We start from the raw sequence: 23,183 nt of genomic DNA, 5'->3' as shown, positions 1-23,183 counted from the left end.
CGCGCGGTAGTAAGCGTAATAAATTTAATGAGCCTATTCCGCGCCGGATCGTTGCGGCGCGGAGAATTGAGCGCTGAAATTCCTTCCGGATTTGGCGTCGAAAGCCGAAATCCGAGGGGAATTCTTAAGAATGAAAACAATTCATATTAAGTGTTAAAAATAAGAAATGCACTAATTGGAGCATTGTTCCTGTTTGGCGCGTGGGCAGCTCGATAGGGGGTCGAATCGGAACATTTGTTTGATGAGCGAACTGATAGAGCTGAAAGATAAGACCCTCATAGACATGTTGCTGGAGGAACAGCGGCAGGTGCAGACGCCTATGGGGCGCTTCGCGGAGGCTGCCGAGGAGGCGGCTGCAGAGCAGGCGAGCAGATTCGGAGACCTCATTCCCTTGTCGGCTCCTCGAGCGGGCGAGCAGTACGCCTTTCAGGTCGATCTCGATCGTTGTTCCGGTTGCAAGGGCTGCGTGACGGCTTGCCACAGCTTGAACGGCCTCGACGAGAACGAGACTTGGCGGGACATCGGAATGCTCGTGGGCGAAGGGGAGCGAGGGCCAGCGTTGCAGACGGTGACGACCGCTTGCCACCACTGTGTAGAGCCCGCTTGCATGATTGGTTGCCCGGTCGACGCTTACGAAAAGGACGAGGTAAGTGGAATCGTGCTGCACTTGGATGACCAGTGCATTGGTTGCCAGTACTGCGTGCTGAAATGTCCGTATGACGTGCCGAAGTTCAGTCCGAAACGCGGGATCGTGCGCAAGTGCGACATGTGCCACTCCCGCCTATCTTCGGGCGAGGCCCCCGCTTGCGTGCAGGCCTGCCCGCACGAGGCGATAAAGATCGTAACGGTGGAGAAGGAGGAGGCAGTCGCTCGCTCTCAAGATCCGGACAGCTTTTTGCCGGACAGTCCAGAACCTGGATACACGAAACCGACCACGCGTTATGTATCCAAGAAGGGGTTGCCGAAAAATATGGTCGCGGGCGACTCCCATGTCTTGCGGGTGCAGCATACGCATTGGCCTTTGGTCGGGCTCTTGGCTCTGAGTCAGCTCGGGGTCGGAGGCTTCGTCTCTGCGGCGCTCGATCTTGGGAGTTTGCAGGGCAATTTGGGTTTCGCTTCCTTTTTGGGAGCGTGGTTGGTGTTTCACTTGGGGCTGGTTTGCAGCGCGCTGCACTTGGGACAACCGCTGAAGGCATGGCGTGTGTTTCTGGGATTTCGTCGCTCTTGGCTCAGTCGGGAAGCCGTTATCTTGGGCGCCTGCTCGGGAGTTTCCTGTGTGGCGATCGGAGCGGTTGCGGCTGGCTGGTTTGGTTACCTGGATGAGTTTCCGTGGCTGGAGAGCCTGCAGATAGGCGCCGTGTTTGCGACTGCCCTTTTGGGGCTCGTGGGCGTATTCACTTCTGTGTACATTTATGTGGATACGAGGCGCAGCTTTTGGAAGTTGCCTTATTCGTTATCGAAATTCTACGGCTCGGTCGCTTTGGGGGCGTGCGCTTTTTACATGCTTGCTGCTGGAGGGGCTTCGCTGGCGATGGCGTCGGCTTTTGTGGGGCTGGTCGTCTTGAAGCTGGTGGTGGAGGCAAAATCCTTTGGCGACAATCGGTCGAGCCAGGGCTTGATGGAGTCGGTCTTGAATCCCTTGTGGAAAGCGAGGCTTTCGATAGCGGCCTTGTCCTGCGTTGCGGCGATGGCGGCTACGAGGTACGAGGGCGTGGTCCTTGGCTCGATTGTTCTCTTGCTCGTCTGCTTAGGCGAGCTTGCGGAGAGAGCGCTCTACTTCAAGGCGGTGAATGCTCCCAAGATGCCAGGAGGTCTAAACGGATGAATGCTCTGATTCCAGAACGTACGAAGAAGAACAGTTTGTTGAGGGAATGGAACGGTCCCCTCACGCAGGATTTAGTCTTGAATCCGGGTGGTTTCGGTCTCGGGAAAGTGCCGGGGCGTCTCCAGCCGACGAATACGGTTGATAGCGTATGTGGATTTTGCGCGACAGGGTGTTCTCTCAGGGTTCACTTGAAGGATGGCGAGGGCGTCAATCTGAGCGCCAATCCCTCGTATCCGGTAAATATTGGTATGGCTTGCCCAAAGGGGTGGGAAGCTTTGCGGGTACTGGACGCTCCTGACCGAGCGACTACGCCCTTGCTGAAGGACGCGAGCGGGAAGCTGCAAGCTGTCAGCTGGGAAACGGCGGCTTCAACCTTTGCCGCGAAGTTCAAGGAGATCCAGCAAAAGCATGGTCCGGACAGCCTCGCTTGGCTTGGGACGGGGCAAATTACGAACGAGGAATTCGCCTTCTTGGGCGCCCTTGGAAAATTCGGCATGGGGATTCGTCATGGCGATGGGAATACGCGCCAGTGCATGGCAACTGCAGTGGCTGCCTACAAGCAGTCTTTCGGTTTTGACGCCCCTCCTTATTCGTATCAGGATTTCGAGGACTCGGACGTGCTCGTTTTCGTGGGAGCGAATCCCTGTATCGCCCATCCGATCATGTGGCAGCGAGTTATGCGAAACCCCCATAATCCGGAGATCATCGTGGTCGATCCGCGTCGTACGGAGACAGCCAATTCGGCCACCCAGCACTACGCCATCGCGCCTAAGTCGGACCTTTCCCTGTTCTACGGCATCGCTCGCGAGTTGATCGAGCGGGGGCAGGTGAAGCGCGACTTTGTCGAGCAGCACACGGAAGGCTTCGAGGAGTTCGAGACGTTCGTTCAAGACTACACTTTAGAGAAGGTATCCGAGGAAAGCGGGCTTTCGATAGCGGAGATCGAGCGTTTCGTGGAAAGTATCGCTGCGGGAAAGCGTGTTTCGATCTGGTGGACAATGGGGGTGAACCAGAGTTACGAAGGGGTTCGGCTTGCTCAGTCGCTCATCAACATTTGCTTGATGACCGGGAATATTGGTCGCCCCGGCACCGGAGCGAACTCGATTACGGGGCAATGCAACGCCATGGGATCTCGCCTTTTCTCCAATACGAGCAGTCTGCTTGGGGGGCATGATTTCTTGCAGGACGAGCATCGAGAGAAGGTTGCTGGCATCCTGAAAATAGATGTATCCAAAATTCCGAACGAAAATTGCTGGGCCTACGACCAGATCGTGCAGGGCGTAGAAGATGGGAGGATCAAGGGCCTTTGGATCATCGCTACGAATTCGGCGCACTCATGGATCGGGCAAGGCCGCTTCCGCGAAGCGGTCGAGAAGCTTGAGTTCTTGGTGGTGCAAGACATGTACCACAGCACGGAGACCGCTCAGCTAGCCGACTTGGTTTTGCCGGCGGCTGGCTGGGGCGAAAAGGAGGGGACCTTCATCAATTCGGAGCGTCGCATCGGTCGAACCCGCAAGGTTCACAAGGCGCCGGGGCAGGCCTTGTCCGACTTCAATATTTTCCGCATCCTCGCCAACTATTGGGGATGCAGCGACCTGTTTAAGGATTGGAGGTCGCCCGAGTCGGTTTTCAAGATTCTGACTCGAATCACGGAAGGCCGCCCCTGCGATATTTCGGGGATCGATGGGTATGATCTCCTTGTCGAGAAGCGAGGAATCCAATGGCCCTACCGGTCTGAGAAGATGGACGGGGAAACGCATCGTTCGCTGTTCTCCGATGGAGTCTTCTATCGGAAAAACGGACGTGCGAAGTTCGTGTTCGACCATCCGAAGCCTCTGCCGGAACCCGTTTGTTCTGACTATCCGTACGTTTTGCTGACGGGACGAGGAACCTCTGCCCAGTGGCACACTCAGACGCGTACTTCGAAGTCCGATGTCTTGAGAAAACTGTATCCGAAAGACGCTTACGTGGAGGTCAATGTTGATGACGCCAAAGCGCTGGGAGTGAGCAGCGGAGATTGCGTCGTGGTTAGCTCTCGCCGAGGCACAGTGAAGGCGAAGGCATTTGTCACGCCGACCGTGCAGGCGGGGCAGCTGTTCATGTCGATGCACTACGCTGAGACCAATTACCTGACCAAACCGGACTTCGATCCGTACTCGCGACAACCTTCTTACAAGCATTGCGCGGTAAGGCTGAGCTTGCCGGATTCAGCGGCTGTTCAGTAAGGCCCGGCTAAGGCTTCGCTTGGCTCTCTCTATTCGCTCTCTTGCTGCTGGCAGGGTAGCCGGAAGGAGTTGGTGTGTTAAGGCTTTCGTCGCAGATTGAAAGATGGCGCCGGAGGTTCTTTGCCCCTCGCGAAGAGGTGGCTCTGCGGATTGAGCTTTAGGCCTGCCGCTTTTGCTTCTTGGGGAAGGCTGCTTGTTTTTGAAAACATGAAAAGAATTCATGAATATGGGTATTGAAATCAAAAACGACTATTCAAAAACAAGCAGGCAGATTTCGTCTGCTTCGGGGGGCCGCGATCAATATAGACCAAAATTTGTTTAATGGTTTCGAGGATTACGATTACGGGAACTTGTAAGTATCTTGATGATAGCGGCTTGCGGTGGGTTCTTCCCGTTTTTTGGTTAGGCTGAGCGGGGATGGAAGCCGGGGGCTCCACGAGGGAAAATGAAGTTGGCATCGCCGCTGCTATTGAGGGGGAAACTCAATTAACGGATCCCGAAAGTCCCGAAAACCCTCTTGCGGACAAGGGATCCGCCAACGGACGATGAACAACAATCAAACCTTTAGTTTGGAGCAAAAGGAGTACCTCGCGGGATTTTTCGCGGGTGCGGGCCAACGCGGATTCACTCCCTTTCTTGGCAAGCTCTCTGATGGCAGTTACACGGGAGACGCAAGCTCGGGAGGAGCTGCGGTCGAAACGGTCTACGGCACGCCCGTTGAGGACCTTTGCAAGGAGGAGCGTTTCAAGTTTGAAAAGGACGGTCTCGACTCTTACGAGGACCTTTGCCGCTACGCTGCGGAAGACAAATTGCCGGAAGGCGCGGATATGTTCCGCATCAAGTACTACGGACTTTTCAACGTGTCTCCCGCCCAGGAAGCCTTCATGCTGCGCTGCCGCATCGCGGGTGGAATCATGCAGGCCCACCAGATGGATGGCATGGCCGAGATGGCTGAAGATTGGGCGGGCGGTTACGCTCACGTGACGACGCGGGCGAATTTCCAGCTGCGCGAGATCCAACCCCGCAATGCGGTCAAGGTACTCGACAAGCTAGTCGACATCGGCCTGACCTCGCGCGGCGCCGGGGCGGACAACCTGCGCAACATCACGGCATCCGCCACCGCCGGGATCGACCCGGACGAAATTTTTAACGTGCAGCCGCTCGCCAAGGCGATGCATCACCTGATTTTGAATACGCGAGAGTTCTACGGTCTTCCGCGCAAGTTCAACATTTCCTTCGACGGCGGCGGACGCATGAGCGCCTGCGCCGATACCAACGACATCGCTTTCTACGCGGTGCGAGTAGGCGAGGGGCAAGCGGTGGATCCAGGCGTCTACTTCCGCGTGCAGTTAGCGGGCATCACCGGGCACAAGCAGTTCGCCAAGGACTGCGGCATTCTCATCAAGGCGGAGCAGTGCCTCGCGGTAGCGGCTGCCATGATTCGCGTGTTCATCGAGAACGGCGACCGCACCAACCGCAAGAAGGCCCGTCTCAAGTATTTGATCGACGACTGGGGCGACCAGAAGTTCGTCGAGGAGACGGAGAAGAAGCTCGATTTCAATTTCGTTCGCATGGACCTCAAGGACTGCGACTACAAGCGTCCGGTTCGCCGCCACAGCCACTTGGGAGTGCACCCGCAATCTCAGGAAGGACTCAACTACATCGGCGTGCGCATTCCGGTCGGCAAGATGTTGCCCGAGCAGATGCGTGGCATCGCCAAGGTCGCTCGCCGTTACGGTACGGGGGAGATTCGTCTCACGGTTTGGCAAAATCTTCTCATCCCGCATGTGCGTAGCGAGGATATCGATACGGCGATCGAAGAGATCAAGCAAGTCGGCTTCGACTGCGATGCGGATCCAATCCTGGGCGGTTTGATCGCCTGCACGGGCAATTTTGGCTGCAAGTATGCTTCGGCGGATACGAAGTCGAACGCAGTGGAGCTCGGCGACTACCTCAAGAAGGAGGTCGAGATGGACTTGCCCATCAACATTCACATGACCGGTTGCCAGCATTCCTGCGCCCAGCACTACATCGGCGACATCGGCATGCAGTCCGTGAAGGTTAAGGTCGGCGACGAGAATGTGGAAGGCTACAGCATCGTGCTCGGCGGTGGCGTGGAAAACGAGCAAGCGATCGCCAAGGAAGTATTCAAGAGCGTGCCCTTTACGGAAGTGAAGCCACTCGTTGCCACCATCATGAAGCGTTACTTGGCGGAGCGCAAGGAGGGCGAAACCTTCGTCCAGTTCACCAGCAGCCGCAGCGTGGAGGAGCTACAGGAGCTCGCCGCTGTCGCAAACTAGTATTCGTACCCTAACTACAAGCAGATTTTAAAGTGAGTTCACCATTTATTCCAGATACCGCCCCCTTTAGCGTCGAGCAGCGAGCTTGGCTCAACGGATTCCTCGCCGGCATGTTCTCTTCGCAAGAGGGAGGCAAGGAGCCGGTCGTCATGGAGGCGAAGCCGGTCAGCATCCTTTGGGGGTCGCAGACCGGAAACAGCGAAGGCTTGGCCCGCAAAATTTCCAAGGTCCTCGGCAACAAGGGATTTGCTCCTACCGTGTATGACATGGACGACTACGATGTCTCGAAGTTGGCGGAAGAGTCGATGCTGTTGCTCGTGACCTCTACCTTCGGAGACGGCGAGCCGCCCGACAATGCAGCGGCTTTCTACAACTGGCTGCTCAGCGACGAGGCTCCGAAGCTGGAGAAGCTCAAGTACTCGGTGCTGGCCTTGGGTGATTCGAACTATCCGGAGTTCTGCAAGTGCGGAATCGACATCGACCAGCGTTTCAAGGCGCTCGGAGCGACCCCGATGGTGGAGCGTGTCGACTGCGATGTCGATTACGACGACGCCTTCGAAGGCTGGCTCAAGGCCGTGGAAGACGCAGCTGGTGCGGCGGCTTCAGAAGGAGGAGAAGAGGAGGCCGTTCCCAGCGAGCCGGAGTTCGGCAAGAAGAATCCGTTTCCGGCGAAGTTGTTGAACAACTACAATCTGAACACCGAGGAATCGTCGAAGGAAACGCGTCATGTCGAGATCTCGCTCGAAGGTTCTGGCATGAGCTACGAGCCAGGTGACGCCTTGGCGGTGATGCCGGTCAATGATGCCGCATATGTGGAAGATTTGCTCAAGGCGGCTGGTTTCACCGGGGATGAAGCAGTGGAGGGAACTACCCTTCGCAAAGCTCTCGTAGAGGACTACGACGTTACCAATCTGACTCTGAAAAGCCTCAAGGCCTACGCGGAGCTGAGCGGAAGCGAGAAGCTCGCGGCCTTGGCGGAAGACAAGGAAGCGTTCAAGGCTTACGCTTGGGGCCGCCAGTTCATCGACCTGTTGACGGAAGCTCCGGTTGCCTTCGAAACGCCCGAAGCGCTGCTCGCTTTGCTAGGCAAGCTCGCCCCGCGGCTCTATTCCATTTCGTCCAGCCCGAAAGCCCACGAGAACGAGGTGCACGTGACGGTGGGCGTGGTGCGCTACGACGCCCATGGCCGGGCTCGCAAGGGGGTCTGCTCCAACTTCTTGGCGGACCACAAGGGCGAAGATCCCGTGCGTATCTATTTTCATCATACAAAGACTTTCAAGTTGCCGACCGACACCAGCCTGCCGGTTATCATGGTGGGCCCCGGTACCGGGATCGCACCCTTTCGCGCTTTCCTCGAGGAGCGGGCGGCGACTCAGTCTTCTGGCAAGAACTGGCTCTTTTTCGGAGACCAGCACGCGGCCAGCGATTTCCTTTATCAGGATCAACTCAGTGAATACCAGGCCAGCGGTGTGCTCACCAAGCTGGATACAGCCTTCTCGCGTGACCAAGAGAAAAAGGTCTACGTGCAAGACCGCATGCGAGAGAAGGGCGCCGAGCTCTACGAATGGCTCGAAGCGGGCGGACATTTCTACGTTTGTGGAGATGCGTCCCGGATGGCGAAAGACGTCGATACTGCTCTGCATCAAGTAATTGCGGAGCACGGGAAGAAAACCGAAGAGGAAGCGGCTGCCTACGTGGAGGCTATGAAGAAATCTAAACGGTACCTGCGCGACGTCTACTAGTTAATTAGAACTGTTGCTGAATAGTAGCAATTGTTATTAATATTTCTCATCAGTTGGTGGGAGGCCGGGACCCTTGTGCCCCAAAATATCAACGACTACAAAAATAGAAAACAAACAGATGAAAAAAACGTCAGTCACGAAGCTCGTTGAGAGCTCGATTAAAGTGTTAGCAATCGGTTCGCTCGTCGCTTCAGCGGGAGCTGCCTATGGACAATCGTTTTCGAGTGTCCTCGATGGGTTCAAGGAAGGCAGCAAAGCTTCTTTGAACGTCCGCGCCCGCTACGAGTACAACGAGACTCCGGCCAGCGAGGTGAACGGGTATAGCGTTCGCACCCGCCTTGCTTTCGAAACTGGCGAGTACGAAGGCCTCAAGCTTTTCGTGGAGATGGAGGACCTCAGCTTCAACAATGACGATGATCGTCCAGGGCTTGATGTCCCGACCACGGAGCTCAACCAGGTATGGTTCAGCTACGAGGGGGCCAAGGTAGGTCGCCAGATCTTTGTCTTGGACGACCAGCGCTACATCGGGCACGTCGGTTGGAGGCAAAACATCCAGACTTTCGACGCAGCCAGCTACAGCTACGCGATCGACGAAAAGAACAAGTTGAATTTCGCCTACCTCGACGCGGTGCATCGCGTAAACGCGACTTCGCCAGACCTGTCTGGCATCATCCTCAATGGAACCAGCAAGCTCAGCGAAAACTTCAGCTTGACCGGCTACGCCTACTTGCTCGACTTCGACCGCGCGGTCCTCGCCTCGAGCGACACTTACGGTATCCGTGGCTCTGGCAAGATCCCGGGAGACGAAGTGACCTACAGCTACTCCTTCAGCTACGCCAAGCAAATGGATAACAGCGGCAGCGTTCGCGACTTCGATGTGGACTACCTTGCAGGCGAGTTCGGGGCGGCCTTTAGCGGCGTAAGCCTCACGGCAGGTGTTGAGATCCTCGATGGCGACGGTGTGACTGGCTTCACTACGCCGCTCGCTACCGTGCACAAGTTCAATGGTTTCGCTGACGTTTTCGCCGGCGGATCCCTCGGTCTTGGCGGCGGTCTTCCGGAAGGCCTCGAGGACTACTACCTGACCTTCGGCTTCAAGGCAGGCGACGTTCCAGTAAAGCTCACCTACCACAGCTTCGATACCGCCAGCTCTGGCGAGTACCTTGGTTCTGAAATCGACCTCGTCGCTTCGTATAAGCTAAACGAATACGTCACCTTGATCGGCAAGTTCGCTGACTACAGCACGAACGGTGGCGCGACCGTTTCGTATGGCACTGCTGACAAGCAAGTCCTCACGCTCGAGGCGAACCTAGCGTTCTAGTCGGTCCGCTCAGTCTCAATTCCTTATTGCCCTCGTGCCGCAAGGCCCGAGGGCGTTTTTGTAGTTGGGCGGAGGTGGGGAATGGTTGTTCAGGGAATTCTTACAAATGTTACGTTTTGCCAGAATTCGCCTTTGCGACTTGTATGTTACGGAAAGGTGACGATAGGTTACGGAAACGTTACACAACTTTCTTAGAAAGGACCCCAAACTCATGAAACTGAAAAAAATCCTATCCATCGCTCTGGCGCAGGTAGCGGCTTGCGGAGCGGTTTTTGCAGCCACTGATGAGGCTGCGGAGTTGACCACCAGCGTTTCTGTCAAGACAGACGCCTATGTATTGGAAACCGTAGCGCCCAAATACCCGTCGGAGATGCTGCAGCGCGGTAAACAGGGGCAAACTCTCCTGATGCTTCGAGTCGACGCCAGCGGAGAAGTAAGCGACGTCAAGGTACTTGCTAGTTCCAATCAACTCTTCAGCGAAGCAGCGATCAAGTCGGTCAAGAACTGGTATTTCCAACCCGGAACGGTTGACGGTGTAGCCATTCCGCAAACCGTAACGGTCCCCGTAAGCTTCGAAATCGAAGGAATGGAATCGCCAAGCATAGCGAGCCTATAGCCCATCCGTTCCATTCGATTTCGTAAGTAGGAGGCATCGCCCGAGGCGGTGCCTCCTTTTTGTAAATGTTAATTGGATACATGGAAGGAGTTTCGGGATGCTTTCACTGCTATCTTCGCGTGGTTGGATTGAAAGAGAGTAAGCTCTGGCTGGAGCAAACGTTGCCATAGAGACTTTCCAGTAAAACGTACTAGCATCTTCTGTGTAGGTTGGCAGCTTGCTGCAGACCGCAGTGCAAAGCCGTTTTACAGCACGACGCGGTTGCTCTCCTTTAGGGCGTTGATCCAAAAAAAAGTCAGTGACCGGATTCCAATCTGACTATCGGAGGCTGCCTAGGTATTCGTAGGTCCAGTCGATGGCGGGAGGAAGAGTATTGAAACTGTTAATACCAAAATTTTTCACGGAGACGGCCTCGAATAGTTTCTTGTAGTCGGCTATTTCTCGTCCGTAGACGACGTTGCACCAGCTGCGTATTTTGGGATTGGAGTCTTGAATGGGACGAACCATGAGGGGGTCGATCGAGTAGCTGTTAACTTTGTCGGATATCCAGCCCACGGGGCCAGGTGTGAGCACGTCCATCCTATCGAGTACCTGCTGAATTTGGTCGATGTGGTCCAGTCCAAGTTTTATGCCTCTGCGGCACCGCATGATCAAGATGCCTGGTAAGATCTCGAAGGCGGCGAAATCGGTCTCTATCGTTTCAAGGGATTCCATCGGACATCGATCTTGGGGACCCGCGGATTCGGTTCAACCGATAATCTCGTTTGCGAGCGGGGCAAGTGGTGGGAGTGTGCTGTAAGCTAAGTTCGTTACACTTACTGCATCTTGTAGGAAGCGACCTTGCGTCGCGATTGAAGACCGATTGATCGCGACGCAAGGTCGCTTCCTACGGTAGGATTGCTTTTTAGGAATGTGCAAGGCGCTACAAAGCCAGTACGGTAGAACATAGCGAAAAAAGGCCGCTTTCCCGCTCTGTCTTCAGGATCGGGGTTACGGGGTAGCTTTGCTTCAGTTCCCGAGAATTGCGTTCAAGATCTGTGTATCCACTTTTCCGGACTCGTAGTCTTTGATCCCGAAACTGCCTTGGTAATCCCAGATGGCGTGGTTGATTCCTTCGGAATCCAGGATTTGAGCCATATCCGCGTACCACTTGAGCAAGTCGTCGCGCTCCACCGTCTTCAAGCTGCCCCATTCGCCGCAGTAGAGTGGGATGCGATGGGCTCTGGCGTATTCGATGGCGGGTAGCATTTCTTGGTAAAGGCTTTGGCGATCGTGGGGGCCGATATTGTCGGCAAGCATATCGTAGTAGGGGGCGTCAGCATGGGCGGCGAGTTGCTCTTCGCTGAGGAGCAAGCCAGGATAGTTGACGGGCCCCTCGTAAGCGGCGTAGTTGCCTACCCATGACGCCTTGTAGTGAGTGAAGGGAAAGGGAGCGTAAAAGTGGTAGCTGAGAATGAGGTTTGGATCGTCAGAAGGGATACGAAGATAGGGGAAGGTCCAAGCTCCTTGCCACATGTTCGAGCCAACGACGATGGGGCGTTCCGGTTCGAGCGCTCGTACGGAGGCGATGCCTTTAGCGACTAGCTTGTTCCAGTCCTCATGATTTTCCGCAACTGCTTCGTTGAGTATTTCGTAGGCGAGGAAGTCATTTTCCCATTTGTTCAGGTGCGAGGATAGCTGGTCCCAGAGGTTGAGCAGTTGGCTTTGGCTTTCCTCGCTGGTAAACAGGGTGTTCTTGCCGCCGTCGTTTACGGCGTTGAAGTGGTGCGAGTTTACGATGTGCAAGTCGACGATGGCCTTCAGGCCTGCCTCGTGGATCCAGCCGATCACTGTATCCAGGGTTTGGAACGCAACTTCGTTTTGGCTGCCGTCTTCGTTCCACATAATGGATTCCTCGATGGGAAGCCGGATATGGTCCCAACCTTGGCTAGCGATGAGGGCGACGTCGGCCGCGGTGAAGAAGTCTCGCGGGTCTGGCATGTCGTCGTTTCTTTGGGAGAGCCAATGGCTGAGGTTGACGCCGCGCCCGAGTCGCAGGCCAGAGTTCGTTTCTTGCGGGAGGGCTTGGTTCATGGCGCGAAGGGCGGTTCTTTCGATGCTGTCGATGTCGCGAATGCTTATGTTCCTAAATTCGATGGGAGCCCCGGCGTGCTTGCCTTGAAAGCCGATCCTCCCGTGAGTCGCAGCTTCGGACCAGGGTTTGGGCATCCAATGGGGGATCTCAGTCCCGTCGGGGGCTACCGTTCCGGAAGTGTAGTCGGAAAGGTCGATGGCGTTGACGAGCTGGCCATTCATTTCCACGGCGATGTAGGTTCCACTGGCGGTGATGGTCATTTGGTTCCATTCGCCGGCGGGGTTGACGACTGCGGACTTGATGGGACGTTTGTGCCCGAAGAACGCTCCGGCCTGCCAACTTGGATCCGCGCTTTTCCATGGTTCCGCATAGTCGTCGGCGATCTGGATTTCGATGGCATTGGGTACCCAGTTTTCGATGTCGCTGCAGTAGATAGCGACCCCGCTGTTGGTGCTGGCGTGGTTGCGGAATTCGAGTTCGAGCACGAAGTTTCGGTAGTATTCTTCAGTCCAGATGAACCGGTCTTCGCTGGCGGCAAGAACGCCGTCTGAGACGCTCCAAACCCCTTCTGGGTGGATGGCGTTTGAGAGGTCGTCTTGGAAAAGGGGAGTCGCGGGAGCGGCCCCGATGCTGGCTGAAAGCAGGCCGAAGCTCGCGAGTCCTACCTTGCGAATCGGAGAGGTTCTGGGGAACTTTGATTTCATGGCTCTAAGAGACTGTCTATTGAATCGAGTATTTGCAGGGTCGGACCTTGGTTCAGACCGCTTCCTGCGGTGAAACGGGGTTGCTCTGCGGTCTGCAGCGAGCTGCAAGTCTGCGCAGAAGAGGCTGCTGTGTTGTATTGGACAGTCTCGAAGTCTGAATCCGCATTTATCGAGATTCAAGGGATCGGCTATTCTTGCAGTAGTGCGGAGCTTTCAGCCGCTTCAGCTCGCTTGGAGTTGGTATCCATTTTGGTAGCACGGCGATTAGCGAAAGGTCCGTGCTATCGGTTTAGGAGTAGTCTGCGAGGATCGGATCGATCGATCGCTGGAGGATGTCTACGAGCTCTGGATCCATGAACTTGTAGTTGTCTTGGATGTCGAGCACGTGCACGTTCTGATAGCGCATAAGCTCAGGGTACTTAGCCTGAAGGCGGCGTTTGTGTTTGTTTTCCATGACGAAGATCACGTCAGCCCAGTGCAAGTCCGTATGGGAAACTCGGTGACGGGCTTTCGAGCTGGTGCCACCTGAACGGGCGTTGAAGAAGGGCTTGCGTCCGTAAATCCGTTCAGCGGTGGGGCTTCTCCATTGGTTCATGGAGCAAAGGAAGAGGAGATTGAGGGATTGGGAGGGCAAAATGTGCGAGCGGTGGCGCGAGGTAAGGGCGATCCAGTGAGGCGATCGCAACTCAGTCTGCTTCTTCCATCTGTCGTTTCAACCGATTTTGGTAGGCGAGAATTGTGCCGTCTTCCCTCAGCCTGATGTCTACGACGAGCCCGTACCTGTTATCCGGGTAGTCCGCTGCAGCGACCACGGTCCAAATGTCGCCATCCTTTTCGACCGGAACGAGGGAGTTGTTGTCCTCTGCGGAAAGGGCGAAACTCCAGCTCAAAGAGCCTTCTTGCTTCCTGAGTTCAGCTTGGGCGAAGGCCTTCACGCTTGGCCATTGTGCATCGGCTTTCAGTTCCTCGCGCAAGGCGAGGGAAGCAGGAGTGTTGCAGGCGGTTAGGAGCAGAGCCGCCAGGGGCAGCAGAAAGCAAAGCGGGGGTCTCATTTTCGCGGGCGGATATTGTCAAGATTGGCGGTGGGACGAAGGCAGTCTACTTGGTATTCAAGCTTGCTTGTATTTTTCCGGCGATTGGTTGAAGGCGGCCGACTTTCCCTTGGCGATGCTGAGCGTCTGCCAGCGCTCGCCGGCGAAGCGCTTCGCGAGATAGACGATTTGCCCAACGTGGTAGGCGTAGTGAGTCATTTGCCGAGCGATGGCTTCGAGGACGCTGAGGCCTTCGCCGCGAATGCTTACGGAGCGTTGGATGTCGTCCGGTTCGAGGCCTTCCAATGCGTCAAACAAGGTCTTCCACCCAGATTCCCAGTTCCGTTTAAGGGACTCGAGGGAGTCCGCCTCGTGGAGTTCGAATTCGCTGTCACGGTTGCGATCCGGCTTTTCCCCGTCGGTGGTGAGGAAGTCGCTCCAACGGGAGCGCATGTTACCGGAAACGTGTTTGTAGAGGATCGCCAGGCTGTTGTCCTCCGTTCCGTCGCGTTGGAAGAACTCCTGCTCGGAAACTTGGGCGACTGCTTTGTCGGCAAGTTGTTTAAGCCTTCTGAATTCGCCGAGGGCGACGGGGACAAAGTCGTGGGGTGTCGTCATGTGGGAGCTTTACAGAATCCTGGGAGCTTTTGCAGCTCTGTTTTGCTAAGGCGTTTCCCGCAGAAGGCGGCTTGGGCACCACGCCTGGTAAAGCCCTAATCGCTGAATTTGACGGTCAGGATTGGGGAATGTTGCTTGCGAGTTCCTGCCATCCGAAGGTCGAGGGATTCAATTCTGACCCCTATTTGCTTTATCTTCATGCTCGATCGTAAGTATCTTCGTCTCATACTCTCGCTCCTCGCTCTCGTGGCGTCGAGTTCCACGCTTTCCCAGGCTCAGTCTGCCAAGGCCGAGGGAAGCCTTTCCTTGCTGGGTGATTGGATTTCCGAGTCTCGGCTCGAAGGGGGATTCGCTTTGGCGGATGGAAAGCGTTTGGCGACGGTCGTCGTTTCGCAAGGCGATCATGCCGTAGTGCGTTTGGCGGCGGAAGACTTGGTGGAGGACCTGGAGCGCGTGACGGGAAAAAAGGCTTCGCTCGCTCAGGACTTCGAGCCCAACAAAGGAGGGCAGGTGATCATTGGAACCTTGGGCGAATCCGATGCGGTGGCTGCCTTGCTCGCTCGCAGTTCGGTTGAGCTGGGCGATTTGCAAGGGGCTTGGGAAAGCTTCGTGGTCGCGGTTGTTGGCGAGGGCAAGAAAGCGAACTTGCTGATCGTCGGTAGCGATCGACGTGGCACAGCTTACGGGGCCTACGAGCTATCTCAGGCGATTGGGGTTTCGCCTTGGCATTGGTGGGCTGACTCTGCCGTTCGAAAGTCGAAATCGCTTTACGTATCCAAGAATACGCGACGCTTTGGTCCGCCGTCCGTCAAATATCGCGGTATCTTTATCAACGATGAGGACTGGGGACTGCAGCCTTGGGCAGCTCACACCTTCGATCCGGAATTGGGCGACATTGGACCTAAAACCTACGAAAAGGTGTTCGAATTGATGTTGCGTCTGAAGGCCAACACGCTTTGGCCGGCGATGCATGAGGTTACAAAGGCGTTTAACCTGTATCCAGAAAACAAGGAGCTAGCGGATCGCTACGCCATCGTCATGGCGTCTTCCCACGCGGAACCCATGTTGCGCAACAACGTGACGGAGTGGACGGCGCCCAAGGGTCATTTCAATTACCAGACCCATCCGGACTTGGTGAAGGACTATTGGGAAAAGCGGCTGGTGGAAAACGGTCGATTCGAAAACGTTTATACCTTGGGCATGCGCGGCATCCATGACAGCGGCATGACGGGGGGCGGCTCCAAGGAGGACAAGATCGACTTGTTGGAGCAGGTTATCGCCGATCAAAGGGAACTTTTGCGGGAGCACGTGAGTGAGGATTTGGAGTCGGTGGCCCAAGTGTTCACGCCCTACAAGGAAGTGCTGGAGCTTTACGAGGGCGGCATGGAGGTGCCGGAGGACGTGACTATCGTTTGGCCGGATGACAACCACGGCTATTTGCGTCGCTTCCCTAACGACGTCGAGCGGAGCCGCAAGGGCGGCTCTGGCGTCTACTACCATATTTCCTACCTCGGAGCGCCCTTGGCGTATTTGTGGTTGGATACAACGCCACTCGCTTTGGTGTGGGAGGAAATGCACCGCTCCTTCGAACTCGGCTCCCGCGACTACTGGATCCTCAACGTAGGTGACATAAAGTCGCAGGAAAGGGGAACTGAGTTTTTCCTATCGATGGCTTGGGACATCGAGCGATGGGGGCTTGATGCTCAGAGTGCGTTTTTGACGGCTTGGGCCGCTCGCGAATTCGGAAGGGACCTGGCCGCGGAGGTAGCCGGCTTGATGAGCGAGTACTATGTCTTGAACTTCCAACGTCGCCCGGAGCACTTGCAGTGGTGGATGCCGTATACGCGAGTCAAGACAAGTCCCTTGACTGAAGCGGAGCTGCAGCAGCGCCTATCGCGGATGCTAGCGATGATCGAGCGCTGCGAGGAGCTTCAATCTCGATTGCCGCAGGAGCGCTACGATTCTTTTTTTCAGCTAGTCGCCTATCCCGTAAAGGCCTCGGCCTACGCGAACCTTCGCTACTTCCACTTGGAACAATACCACCGACTCTTTCACGCGGATCCGCCCATGGCTCGCAAGCACGGAGGCCTGGGACGGGCGGCAGATGAGCTACTCGTGTCGTTGACGCGTGAATACAACCATGAGATCGCGGATGGAAAATGGTTTGGGATGATGGCGGAAGAGCCAGCTGACAGCGCATGGAGGTCCTTTCGTACGACGCCATGGGTCCTTCCGGCTGAAGGCATGGTGGAGAAGGTCGACGAGCTGCAACAAGCGTTTGCGGCGGTTCGCTTCCAAGGGGCCCGCGCGAGCGTGGACGCCCATGCGGAGATTCTCCGCGAAGCGGAAGCCTTCGACCGTCGCGGCGGAGAAGGCGGGCAGTGGGAAAGCGTGCAGGAGCTCGGTTGGTCGGGAGATGGCATACGAGTTTTTCCGGCGACCTTAAAAAGTCTTTCGCCGGAGGAAATCGATGCGTCCACGCCATGGGTGGAATACGAGGTAGAGACGCGGCAGGCGGGTGACTATCGATTGTTTCTTGAGTTGTTGCCTACTTTTCCCTCGGAAGAATCCGGGGAGTTGCAGTTCGCGGTTTCCGTCAACGACGGAGAGCTTAAGCCGGTTTCGATATCTAGGAAGTCCAAGACGCAGGATTGGTCGAAAGGCGTGCTGGAAGGCAGTATTGGCGTGGAGCTTGCCGTTGATTTTGCCCATGCCGGAAGCAATCGGATTCGTATATACATGATGGATACGGGAGTGGTTCTCGATCGCTTCTTTCTGCATCAAGGAGAGCTGGCCCCCAGCTTTAGCGGCCCGGCGTCGCTGCGGTAAGGCGGAGGAATGGGCTACGGCGCTTGCCGCTGGCCCCAGATCCCGGGGTTGATGTCTGGATGTTCGTCTGGAGGAAAGACGAGGCCAGTCCGTAGAGCATTAGTATTGGAACTGCATACAACGCGTATCTGCCGAACCGATGCAACGAAACGCTGCTCTGAACTTTCGTTTTAAACTCCGCGGCAAGCTTTAATAGGACTCCTCTACCTCACCTTGATTTCAACAGATTCCAGAGTCAGTTTGGTGCCAGCGTCGAGCTGGCTCTCCAAGATGCTTGCTTCAAGGTCTGCCAGGGGGAAGACGGAGGATATTGCGTGCTTGTTCTCTTCGTAAAAATACGCGACGGATTTACTTATTCTCTCTTTGAGCACAGCAAGGTCAGCCCCTCCCACGTATCGAGCGAGGTTGACCCTGTGGGTGACGATCGCCTCAAGTCGCCAAGGTCGTTTCCCCGCTGAGGAGAGCTCCGCTTCGAGGGTGAAGCGTCGACTTGTTTTTGCTCCCGCCAGCGCTAAGGCGAGGCTGTCTGCTGTGTGCTTCGTTGCTAGGTCTATCGCGCAGGCACCGTACCACTCCAACTCTATGCGGTCTTCTCTCGCCTGCACGAGTAGGTCGACTATGGCAAAAGGATCGCCGCCGGCCAAGTATTGGGATTCCAACTGGGAAAGGCTCAATCCGAGTTTATGGCTCTGAGACTTTTGGAAGGCCTTTATCAGCTTCGAGGCGGGGGATCCTCTTAGGCTCATGTTAAGACGCTCTTTGAGGTAAAGGTTCATATTGCTTGTAGGCCCATGGATCGGAAGGGGAGTTTTTTGCCCGCGGACTTTGAGGCAGTGTTATCAGTTGCGGCATAAGGTCTAGGCAGGGCGATTGTTGGACTATTTCTATTCGTAAATCTGGGAGCTCCCTTTCAGTTCGTATTTGTTTGTGAATACGCGAGCAAAGCAGAATCCGGCTACCTGCCAGAACCAGACGCTGGTGAAGAGGAACCCGATCCCGAAAGCGATCAAGCCGGCGAATGAAATTAGTAGAGCAGCGAAAGCGATCGACCAAGCGTGCCAGTAGGCAGTGCCTCCCTGGAAGACTCTCCGCAGGGCTTTGAAAGGATCGAAGATTTCTCGGTAGTCAAAAGCAAGGCAGTAGTGGGACATGTAGCCAGGGACTGCGATGGTCGCCATGATCCATAGTATAGCAGAAATCGGGTAGAGCCAGCTGACTTCGTAGGCGTACGCGATGGCGCAGCATAATACGGCTGGAGAATGGTACTCGACCATTCCGAGAAAAGTGATGGTTCCGTACTTTAGAAGGCTTGGGTAGTCTCTCCAGGCGGGCCAAGCCGATAGCCCGTTTTGCATTCGATGCGTCATCATTATTCTGTGCCCCATGTTGAGAATCCAGCCGACCAAGGGGACCAGCAGCCAGATCGCCCCGATAGCGACTTCCCGCCGTGCAACTTTCGACTGCAGCGGAAAAAGGAAGGCAGAACGAAACCCGAGAGAAACGCTCAGGTCGATTTTCTGTTCTGTATCCGCTTTTTGGGGTTCCACCGAATAAATAACCTTTAACATATGAAAGGACTTTAAAAGGCCTCCAGAGGAATTCGTATGTTTCTGTGTGGAGCAGAATTAATGATACAAGTCGTGCTTTTTGGCGAACGTAGCGATTTCTTTGACGTTGCCTTTGACTAGGGTGGGGATCGCCGATTCGAGGACGTCGTCGCTCCAATTCCACCAAGCTAGTCTAAGAAGGAAATCGATCTCTTCCTCGGCGTATCTTCTTTTGACGACTTTTGCCGGGTTTCCGACAGCGATGGAGTAGGGCGGGATGTCAGAAGATACGACTGCGTTTGCTCCGATAATGGATCCGCTGCCAATGGTGACGCCAGGCAAGATGGTGGCGTTCATGCCGATCCAAACGTCGTCGCCGATTTCTATGTCTTTGTAGGCTTTGAATGGATACTCGGTAATGGGCAGGTGCTCGGCCCATTCTCCCCCGAATACGGCGAAGGGGAAGGTGCTGATCCCGCTGGTCGCATGATTGGCGTCGGCCATTATAAACTTCGCTCCGTGAGCGATGGCGCAAAACTTCCCGATGTTGAGCGAGGTCTGCGAAAGTCCGAAATTGTAGAGCACGCTCTCTGTCAGGAACTTTGTCGGATCGTCGAAGTTGCTGTAGTAGCTGTAGTCGCCGGCGGAGACGTTGCTGACGTCGCTATCTGCGATTAACGGTTTCAGGAGGAGGGTGTTGGTGAAACCGTCGATTGGATATAAGGCGTTTGGATTCATGGGTAAATCTTTGGCTGTTTTTTGTCTCCCTAGCGAGCGCCCGAAATTGGCTCGAGAGTTGACGTCTTCGACTGGGTGTCAGCCGAAAGTGATCAAGCCATAGGTGAGTAGGAAGAGGAGATATACGGTGGTGTAGATTTGGTTGTAGAGGGCGGGGCGGTAGGCTTCGCGGCGGTAGTTTTGGATGAAGCAGTAGTGGTTGAAGAGCAGGAAGGCGGGGTAGAACAAAGCGCCCCAGATGAAGCCGTAACCGCAAAATTGGGCGAGGGGCGTGGGGGCGGTGATGCCTTGGCGAGCGATCTGGACAAGGGGCAGCACGGTGAAAACCCAGAGCCCGAGCGGTAGGGTGTTGAAGGCGGCGAGGATAGTGACGAAGGTTTTCAAAAGGAAGCTGGGATTGAGTATATTCCGAGAGGACGAAAACGATTTCTGAGAATGGTAGCGCTATTGATCGTGGTGGGTTTGGACGATGCGGAATCGGTCCGTCCATTTTGGGGTTGTGTCAATGGCGATGAAAAAGGACGAGCTTTTGTGGGCTCGTCCTTCGTTTTGTTACTGGGCATTGGCGGACCGCTGGTACAGCGGACCCTACCTATTCGGGGGCTTCTTCGGTTGACACCTCGGTTTCTGGCTCCGGCTCGGGGATGTCGGCGAGGAGAGCGGCGAGCTCTTTCGGAGCGGCGGTATAGAGGGTGCCGGTGGTGGCGAAGGCGGTGCGGCCCATGTAATCGTTGATGGGCGCGGCCGCGTCGCTGCTGGAGATCTTGACGAAGACGGCTCCGGCGGGCGTTTCTACTTCTTCCTGCATCTCGGTGACGGTCTCGCCTTCCTCGTTGGTGGTTTCGACTTCTTTTTCGACCTTTACCTCGGGGCGGCGTCCGGCGGTGACAGTGTAGGTGGTATCGTCGGCGAGCGTGTAGCTGATGGTGTAGCTGTGCTCTTGGGCTCCTACGACTTCGGGGTCGTTGTGCTCGGCGAGGCGTATGAAGTTTATGGAGACGAGTCGGTTGATGGCTCGGGTGATGGCTCCTTGGTTGAGCTGTTTGCCTTCGGGGAGCGTGTCTTCGGTTGTCCAGTCGGCGGTGTCGGACTCGCGGGCGACGTTGAGGGTGTCGCCGTTCTCAAGCTGAAAGGTGGCGGAGCGGATAGCGTCTCGTTCGACGTCGATGAGCTTTTTGTCGAGCCAGGAGACGGGGTCGCCATCGACGGAGAAGGAGTCGCTGGCGATGAAGGCGAGCTCTTCTTGCCCGAAGCGTACGAGCTGTTTGCCGCTGTCGGTTTCGCGTCCGAGGTCGAGCGAAAGCACAGAGTTGCCGGAGGCGTCGTTGAGGTTGATGTAGTCGACGCCGAAGCCGAAGTCGGCGATGCGCTCGGGCTTGCGGGAGGCTATGCGTTGGAGCTTGGCCTCCTTGAGCTGGTTGGTGAGGTCGGTGATCTTTTTGGTATCGGCGGGGAGATCGTAACGCTCCTGTAGTTGCCAATTGGATGCGTCGGCATCGTACAGGAAGGTCATGGACTCGGTTCCGCTGATGAGCTCGAGCTCGGCGACTTTGTTGAGGTCGTCGTTGGAGACGATGGCCGTTCCGATACGGGGATCTTCGGGACGGGAGCTATCGGCGTTTTTGATGAAGTAGGTGATGCCTGCTGCCACGGCGAGGACAGCGGTGGAGATGTAGAGTTTGTTGAGATTCATTGTGCTTACGCTGGGTATTGGGATCGGGTTGTTGCTATCGCGGCGCAAGGCCGCTTCCCACGATTGGGTTGTGCGGACGACGTGGAAGTCGTCCCTCCAGTTTTAGGTTCCTAGTTGCTTTTGCGCATGCGGTTGAAGAGGAGGGCGAAGGCGAGGAGGCCGAGCGGGGCCCAGAGGAGGTTGAGGGCTCCGATGGTGTTGCCGAGGCGGTCGATGCCTTGGCGGAGGCCGCTGCGGATCTCGCGGATTTGGGATTTGAGCTCGGCTTGCTTCTTTTGGTTCTCGGCGATGAGCTCTTCCATCTCAGGAGTGGCGTAGATGATGCCGGAGCCGGTTTGCTCGCTGAGGATTTGGCTGAGCTTTTGATTGGTCTCTTGCAGTTCGGCTTCGACGACTTCGAGCTTGGCTTGGTAGAGCTTTTGGGCTTCCGCTTCCATGCGTTGGACGACGTCGAAGGGGCGGCTGGCGCCGGCCTTGCCGCGGATGCCGATGAGGTCGCGGCTGCCGCCGAGGTACTCGATGAAGTTGTTGGCGAGGTCTTGGTTGTCGTTGAGCTTCTGGACCTGCTGCATGCCGAGGAAGTTGACGCGTTGCACGGAGAACTGGTCGAGCAGGAAGTCGCTGTCAGCGATGATGAATACAGTGATGTTTCCGGAGCTTTTCTTGTTATCGTCTTCGCGTTCGGGGAAGGCGGTTTGGGCTTCTCCAGTGAGCAGGCCGGCTACGGTGGCGGGTTCGCTGAGCGGCTCGGCTTGGCGGCCGATCTGGCTGGGGTCTGAGAACTGGAGCATCATGCTTTGCACTTGGCCGCTGTCAGCGGAGGTGGTGAGAATGGGTTCCCAAGCTGTGGTAGCGTCGGCGGCGTGCTTAAGCTGGCCGGCTTCAAGCAGGAGTACGCCATCGAGTTCGGAGGAGGGCAGCAGGTCGCGGTTGACGAATTCGTTGCGGAATATGAGCCAGGCGGGCTGGGTGAAGCGGCCTTGGGAGAGGGAGTTGGTCTGGTCCGTGAGGACTTGGCTGACATCGTACTCGATACCCCAGGCGGCCAACAGTTCGGGCAGGTCGCTGGGAGTGGGCTGACTCATTTGCCCCATCATCATTTGCTGGCGACCTTGCTCTCGCTCCATGACGGAAGAGGGATCGAGGGAGAGGAAGACCGGCTTGCCGGAGAGGGCGTATTGGTCTATCGAATACTGGAGGTCTTCGCTGAGGTTCTTGGGATGGATGAGGGCGAGCAGGTCGAGGTCGGCGGGGAGGGCGGATTCGCTGGGGTCGACTTCGACGATCTCGAACTGGGTTTCCAGTTGGGAGAGGATGATCTGGTCGCTCTGTTGCTGCTGTTGGCCCGGCATCATGGGCATGGCGGGCGGGGCCTTGAGCGGGAGGGAGGTGATGAGGCCGAGACGTGGCTTGGTGATGAGCTGGGTTTCGTAGATGGCCTTGGAGATGTCGTACTCGAGGAAGGTCTCGCGGTCCCAGTTGAAGAAGGGGTGGATGGTTTCGGTTTCGCCTTGGGCTACGACCATGCCGAGGAAGACGCGGTCGCCGTTTGGCAGCTCTGTACCGTTGAGCCCGGCTGCGATGGCGCGTTCCTCCTCGGGGGAGTCGGGCTTGGGGTCGATGACCTTAAGCTTGATGAGGCCGCCGGAGGCTTTCTCGTATTGCTCCATCATTTGCTCGACGCGGTCGGAGAAGTTCTTGAACCAGGCCGGCAGGTCCGCGATGGACTTGGAGGAGTAGAACTCGACGGAGACGGGTTCTTCGAGCTTTGCCAGCATGTTTTCGGTGCTGTCGGAGAGGGTGTAGATGCCTTCTTGCGTGAAGTCGAAGCGTATCGGCAGAGAGGATACGATGTAGTGGAGCAGCACGAAGTTGATCAAGACGAGAACGGCTGCGAAGATTTTTTTGGAAAGGGTCATT

At 56.1% G+C, this 23,183-nt stretch carries 18 protein-coding genes; 7 read left to right on the top strand and 11 right to left on the bottom strand.

From position 1 onward, the window contains the following. The first annotated feature begins 241 nt into the window (after positions 1 to 241). The 6 genes from IEN85_RS23205 (at position 242) to IEN85_RS23180 (ending at position 10,029) form a co-directional block, all read left to right on the top strand. A complete protein-coding gene (locus IEN85_RS23205) occupies positions 242 to 1,825 on the top strand; it encodes a DmsC/YnfH family molybdoenzyme membrane anchor subunit (protein WP_191619509.1) in 1,584 nt (527 codons plus the stop codon). After that, positions 1,822 to 4,050 carry a molybdopterin oxidoreductase family protein gene (locus tag IEN85_RS23200; protein WP_191619508.1) on the top strand — a complete coding sequence of 743 codons (2,229 nt, stop codon included), beginning with the start codon at positions 1,822 to 1,824 and terminating at the stop codon, positions 4,048 to 4,050. The genes IEN85_RS23205 and IEN85_RS23200 overlap by 4 nt, the downstream gene beginning before the upstream one ends. A 545-nt stretch (positions 4,051 to 4,595) precedes the next feature. Further along, complete coding sequence (locus tag IEN85_RS23195; RefSeq protein WP_191619507.1) at positions 4,596 to 6,350, top strand: NirA family protein; 1,755 nt, start codon at positions 4,596 to 4,598, stop codon at positions 6,348 to 6,350. A gap of 32 nt (positions 6,351 to 6,382) precedes the next feature. Then, on the top strand, positions 6,383 to 8,092 hold the full coding sequence (locus IEN85_RS23190; protein WP_318186921.1) for a sulfite reductase subunit alpha: 1,710 nt from the start codon (positions 6,383 to 6,385) through the stop codon (positions 8,090 to 8,092). Between the two features lie 118 nt (positions 8,093 to 8,210). Continuing rightward, positions 8,211 to 9,413 carry an alginate export family protein gene (locus tag IEN85_RS23185; RefSeq protein WP_191619506.1) on the top strand — a complete coding sequence of 401 codons (1,203 nt, stop codon included), beginning with the start codon at positions 8,211 to 8,213 and terminating at the stop codon, positions 9,411 to 9,413. Between the two features lie 211 nt (positions 9,414 to 9,624). Next, complete coding sequence (locus IEN85_RS23180; RefSeq protein ID WP_191619505.1) at positions 9,625 to 10,029, top strand: energy transducer TonB; 405 nt, start codon at positions 9,625 to 9,627, stop codon at positions 10,027 to 10,029. A 318-nt stretch (positions 10,030 to 10,347) separates the two neighbouring features. On the opposite strand, the gene IEN85_RS23175 is transcribed toward IEN85_RS23180, so the two are convergent. The 5 genes from IEN85_RS23175 to IEN85_RS23155 all read right to left on the bottom strand — a co-directional run bounded on the left by IEN85_RS23175 (position 10,348) and on the right by IEN85_RS23155 (position 14,456). Beyond that, positions 10,348 to 10,743 carry a hypothetical protein gene (locus IEN85_RS23175; RefSeq protein WP_191619504.1) on the bottom strand — a complete coding sequence of 132 codons (396 nt, stop codon included), beginning with the start codon at positions 10,741 to 10,743 and terminating at the stop codon, positions 10,348 to 10,350. 294 nt (positions 10,744 to 11,037) lie between these two features. Next, positions 11,038 to 12,807, bottom strand: a complete 1,770-nt coding sequence (locus tag IEN85_RS23170) for a cellulase family glycosylhydrolase (RefSeq protein ID WP_191619503.1) — start codon at positions 12,805 to 12,807, stop codon at positions 11,038 to 11,040. A gap of 289 nt (positions 12,808 to 13,096) precedes the next feature. Then, positions 13,097 to 13,441: a low molecular weight protein tyrosine phosphatase family protein gene (locus tag IEN85_RS23165; protein WP_224772894.1), complete on the bottom strand. Its 345-nt coding sequence runs from the start codon at positions 13,439 to 13,441 to the stop codon at positions 13,097 to 13,099. 52 nt (positions 13,442 to 13,493) lie between these two features. Beyond that, on the bottom strand, positions 13,494 to 13,859 hold the full coding sequence (locus tag IEN85_RS23160) for a hypothetical protein (protein WP_191619502.1): 366 nt from the start codon (positions 13,857 to 13,859) through the stop codon (positions 13,494 to 13,496). 57 nt (positions 13,860 to 13,916) lie between these two features. Next, positions 13,917 to 14,456 (bottom strand): DUF1572 family protein, encoded by a 540-nt coding sequence (locus IEN85_RS23155; RefSeq protein ID WP_191619501.1) that lies wholly within the window; start codon positions 14,454 to 14,456, stop codon positions 13,917 to 13,919. 198 nt (positions 14,457 to 14,654) lie between these two features. On the opposite strand from IEN85_RS23155, the gene IEN85_RS23150 reads away from it, so the two are divergent. Then, complete coding sequence (locus IEN85_RS23150; protein ID WP_191619500.1) at positions 14,655 to 17,285, top strand: glycosyl hydrolase 115 family protein; 2,631 nt, start codon at positions 14,655 to 14,657, stop codon at positions 17,283 to 17,285. A gap of 203 nt (positions 17,286 to 17,488) precedes the next feature. On the opposite strand, the gene IEN85_RS23145 is transcribed toward IEN85_RS23150, so the two are convergent. From IEN85_RS23145 to IEN85_RS23120, 6 genes are all read right to left on the bottom strand, one after another. Next, a complete protein-coding gene (locus IEN85_RS23145) occupies positions 17,489 to 18,082 on the bottom strand; it encodes a flotillin-like FloA family protein (protein WP_318187027.1) in 594 nt (197 codons plus the stop codon). 87 nt (positions 18,083 to 18,169) lie between these two features. Continuing rightward, entirely contained in the window at positions 18,170 to 18,853 is a 684-nt protein-coding gene (locus IEN85_RS23140) for a hypothetical protein (protein ID WP_191619498.1), read from the bottom strand. A gap of 57 nt (positions 18,854 to 18,910) precedes the next feature. After that, the gene (locus IEN85_RS23135) at positions 18,911 to 19,570 is read right to left on the bottom strand and encodes a CatB-related O-acetyltransferase (protein WP_191619497.1); all 660 of its coding nucleotides are present in this window, start codon (positions 19,568 to 19,570) and stop codon (positions 18,911 to 18,913) included. A gap of 78 nt (positions 19,571 to 19,648) precedes the next feature. Then, complete coding sequence (locus IEN85_RS23130; protein WP_191619496.1) at positions 19,649 to 19,954, bottom strand: hypothetical protein; 306 nt, start codon at positions 19,952 to 19,954, stop codon at positions 19,649 to 19,651. Positions 19,955 to 20,162: 208 nt separating this feature from the next. Further along, positions 20,163 to 21,263, bottom strand: coding sequence for a DUF4340 domain-containing protein (locus tag IEN85_RS23125; RefSeq protein WP_191619495.1), 1,101 nt, complete (start codon positions 21,261 to 21,263; stop codon positions 20,163 to 20,165). A gap of 110 nt (positions 21,264 to 21,373) precedes the next feature. After that, positions 21,374 to 23,182, bottom strand: a complete 1,809-nt coding sequence (locus IEN85_RS23120; RefSeq protein WP_191619494.1) for a Gldg family protein — start codon at positions 23,180 to 23,182, stop codon at positions 21,374 to 21,376. Position 23,183 lies beyond the last annotated feature (1 nt).

It is taken from the genome of Pelagicoccus enzymogenes (assembly GCF_014803405.1).
Taxonomy (GTDB): Bacteria; Verrucomicrobiota; Verrucomicrobiia; order Opitutales; family Opitutaceae; genus Pelagicoccus; species Pelagicoccus enzymogenes.
Note: the sequence above shows the minus strand (reverse complement) of the source record. Positions and strands in the feature narration are given on the sequence as shown.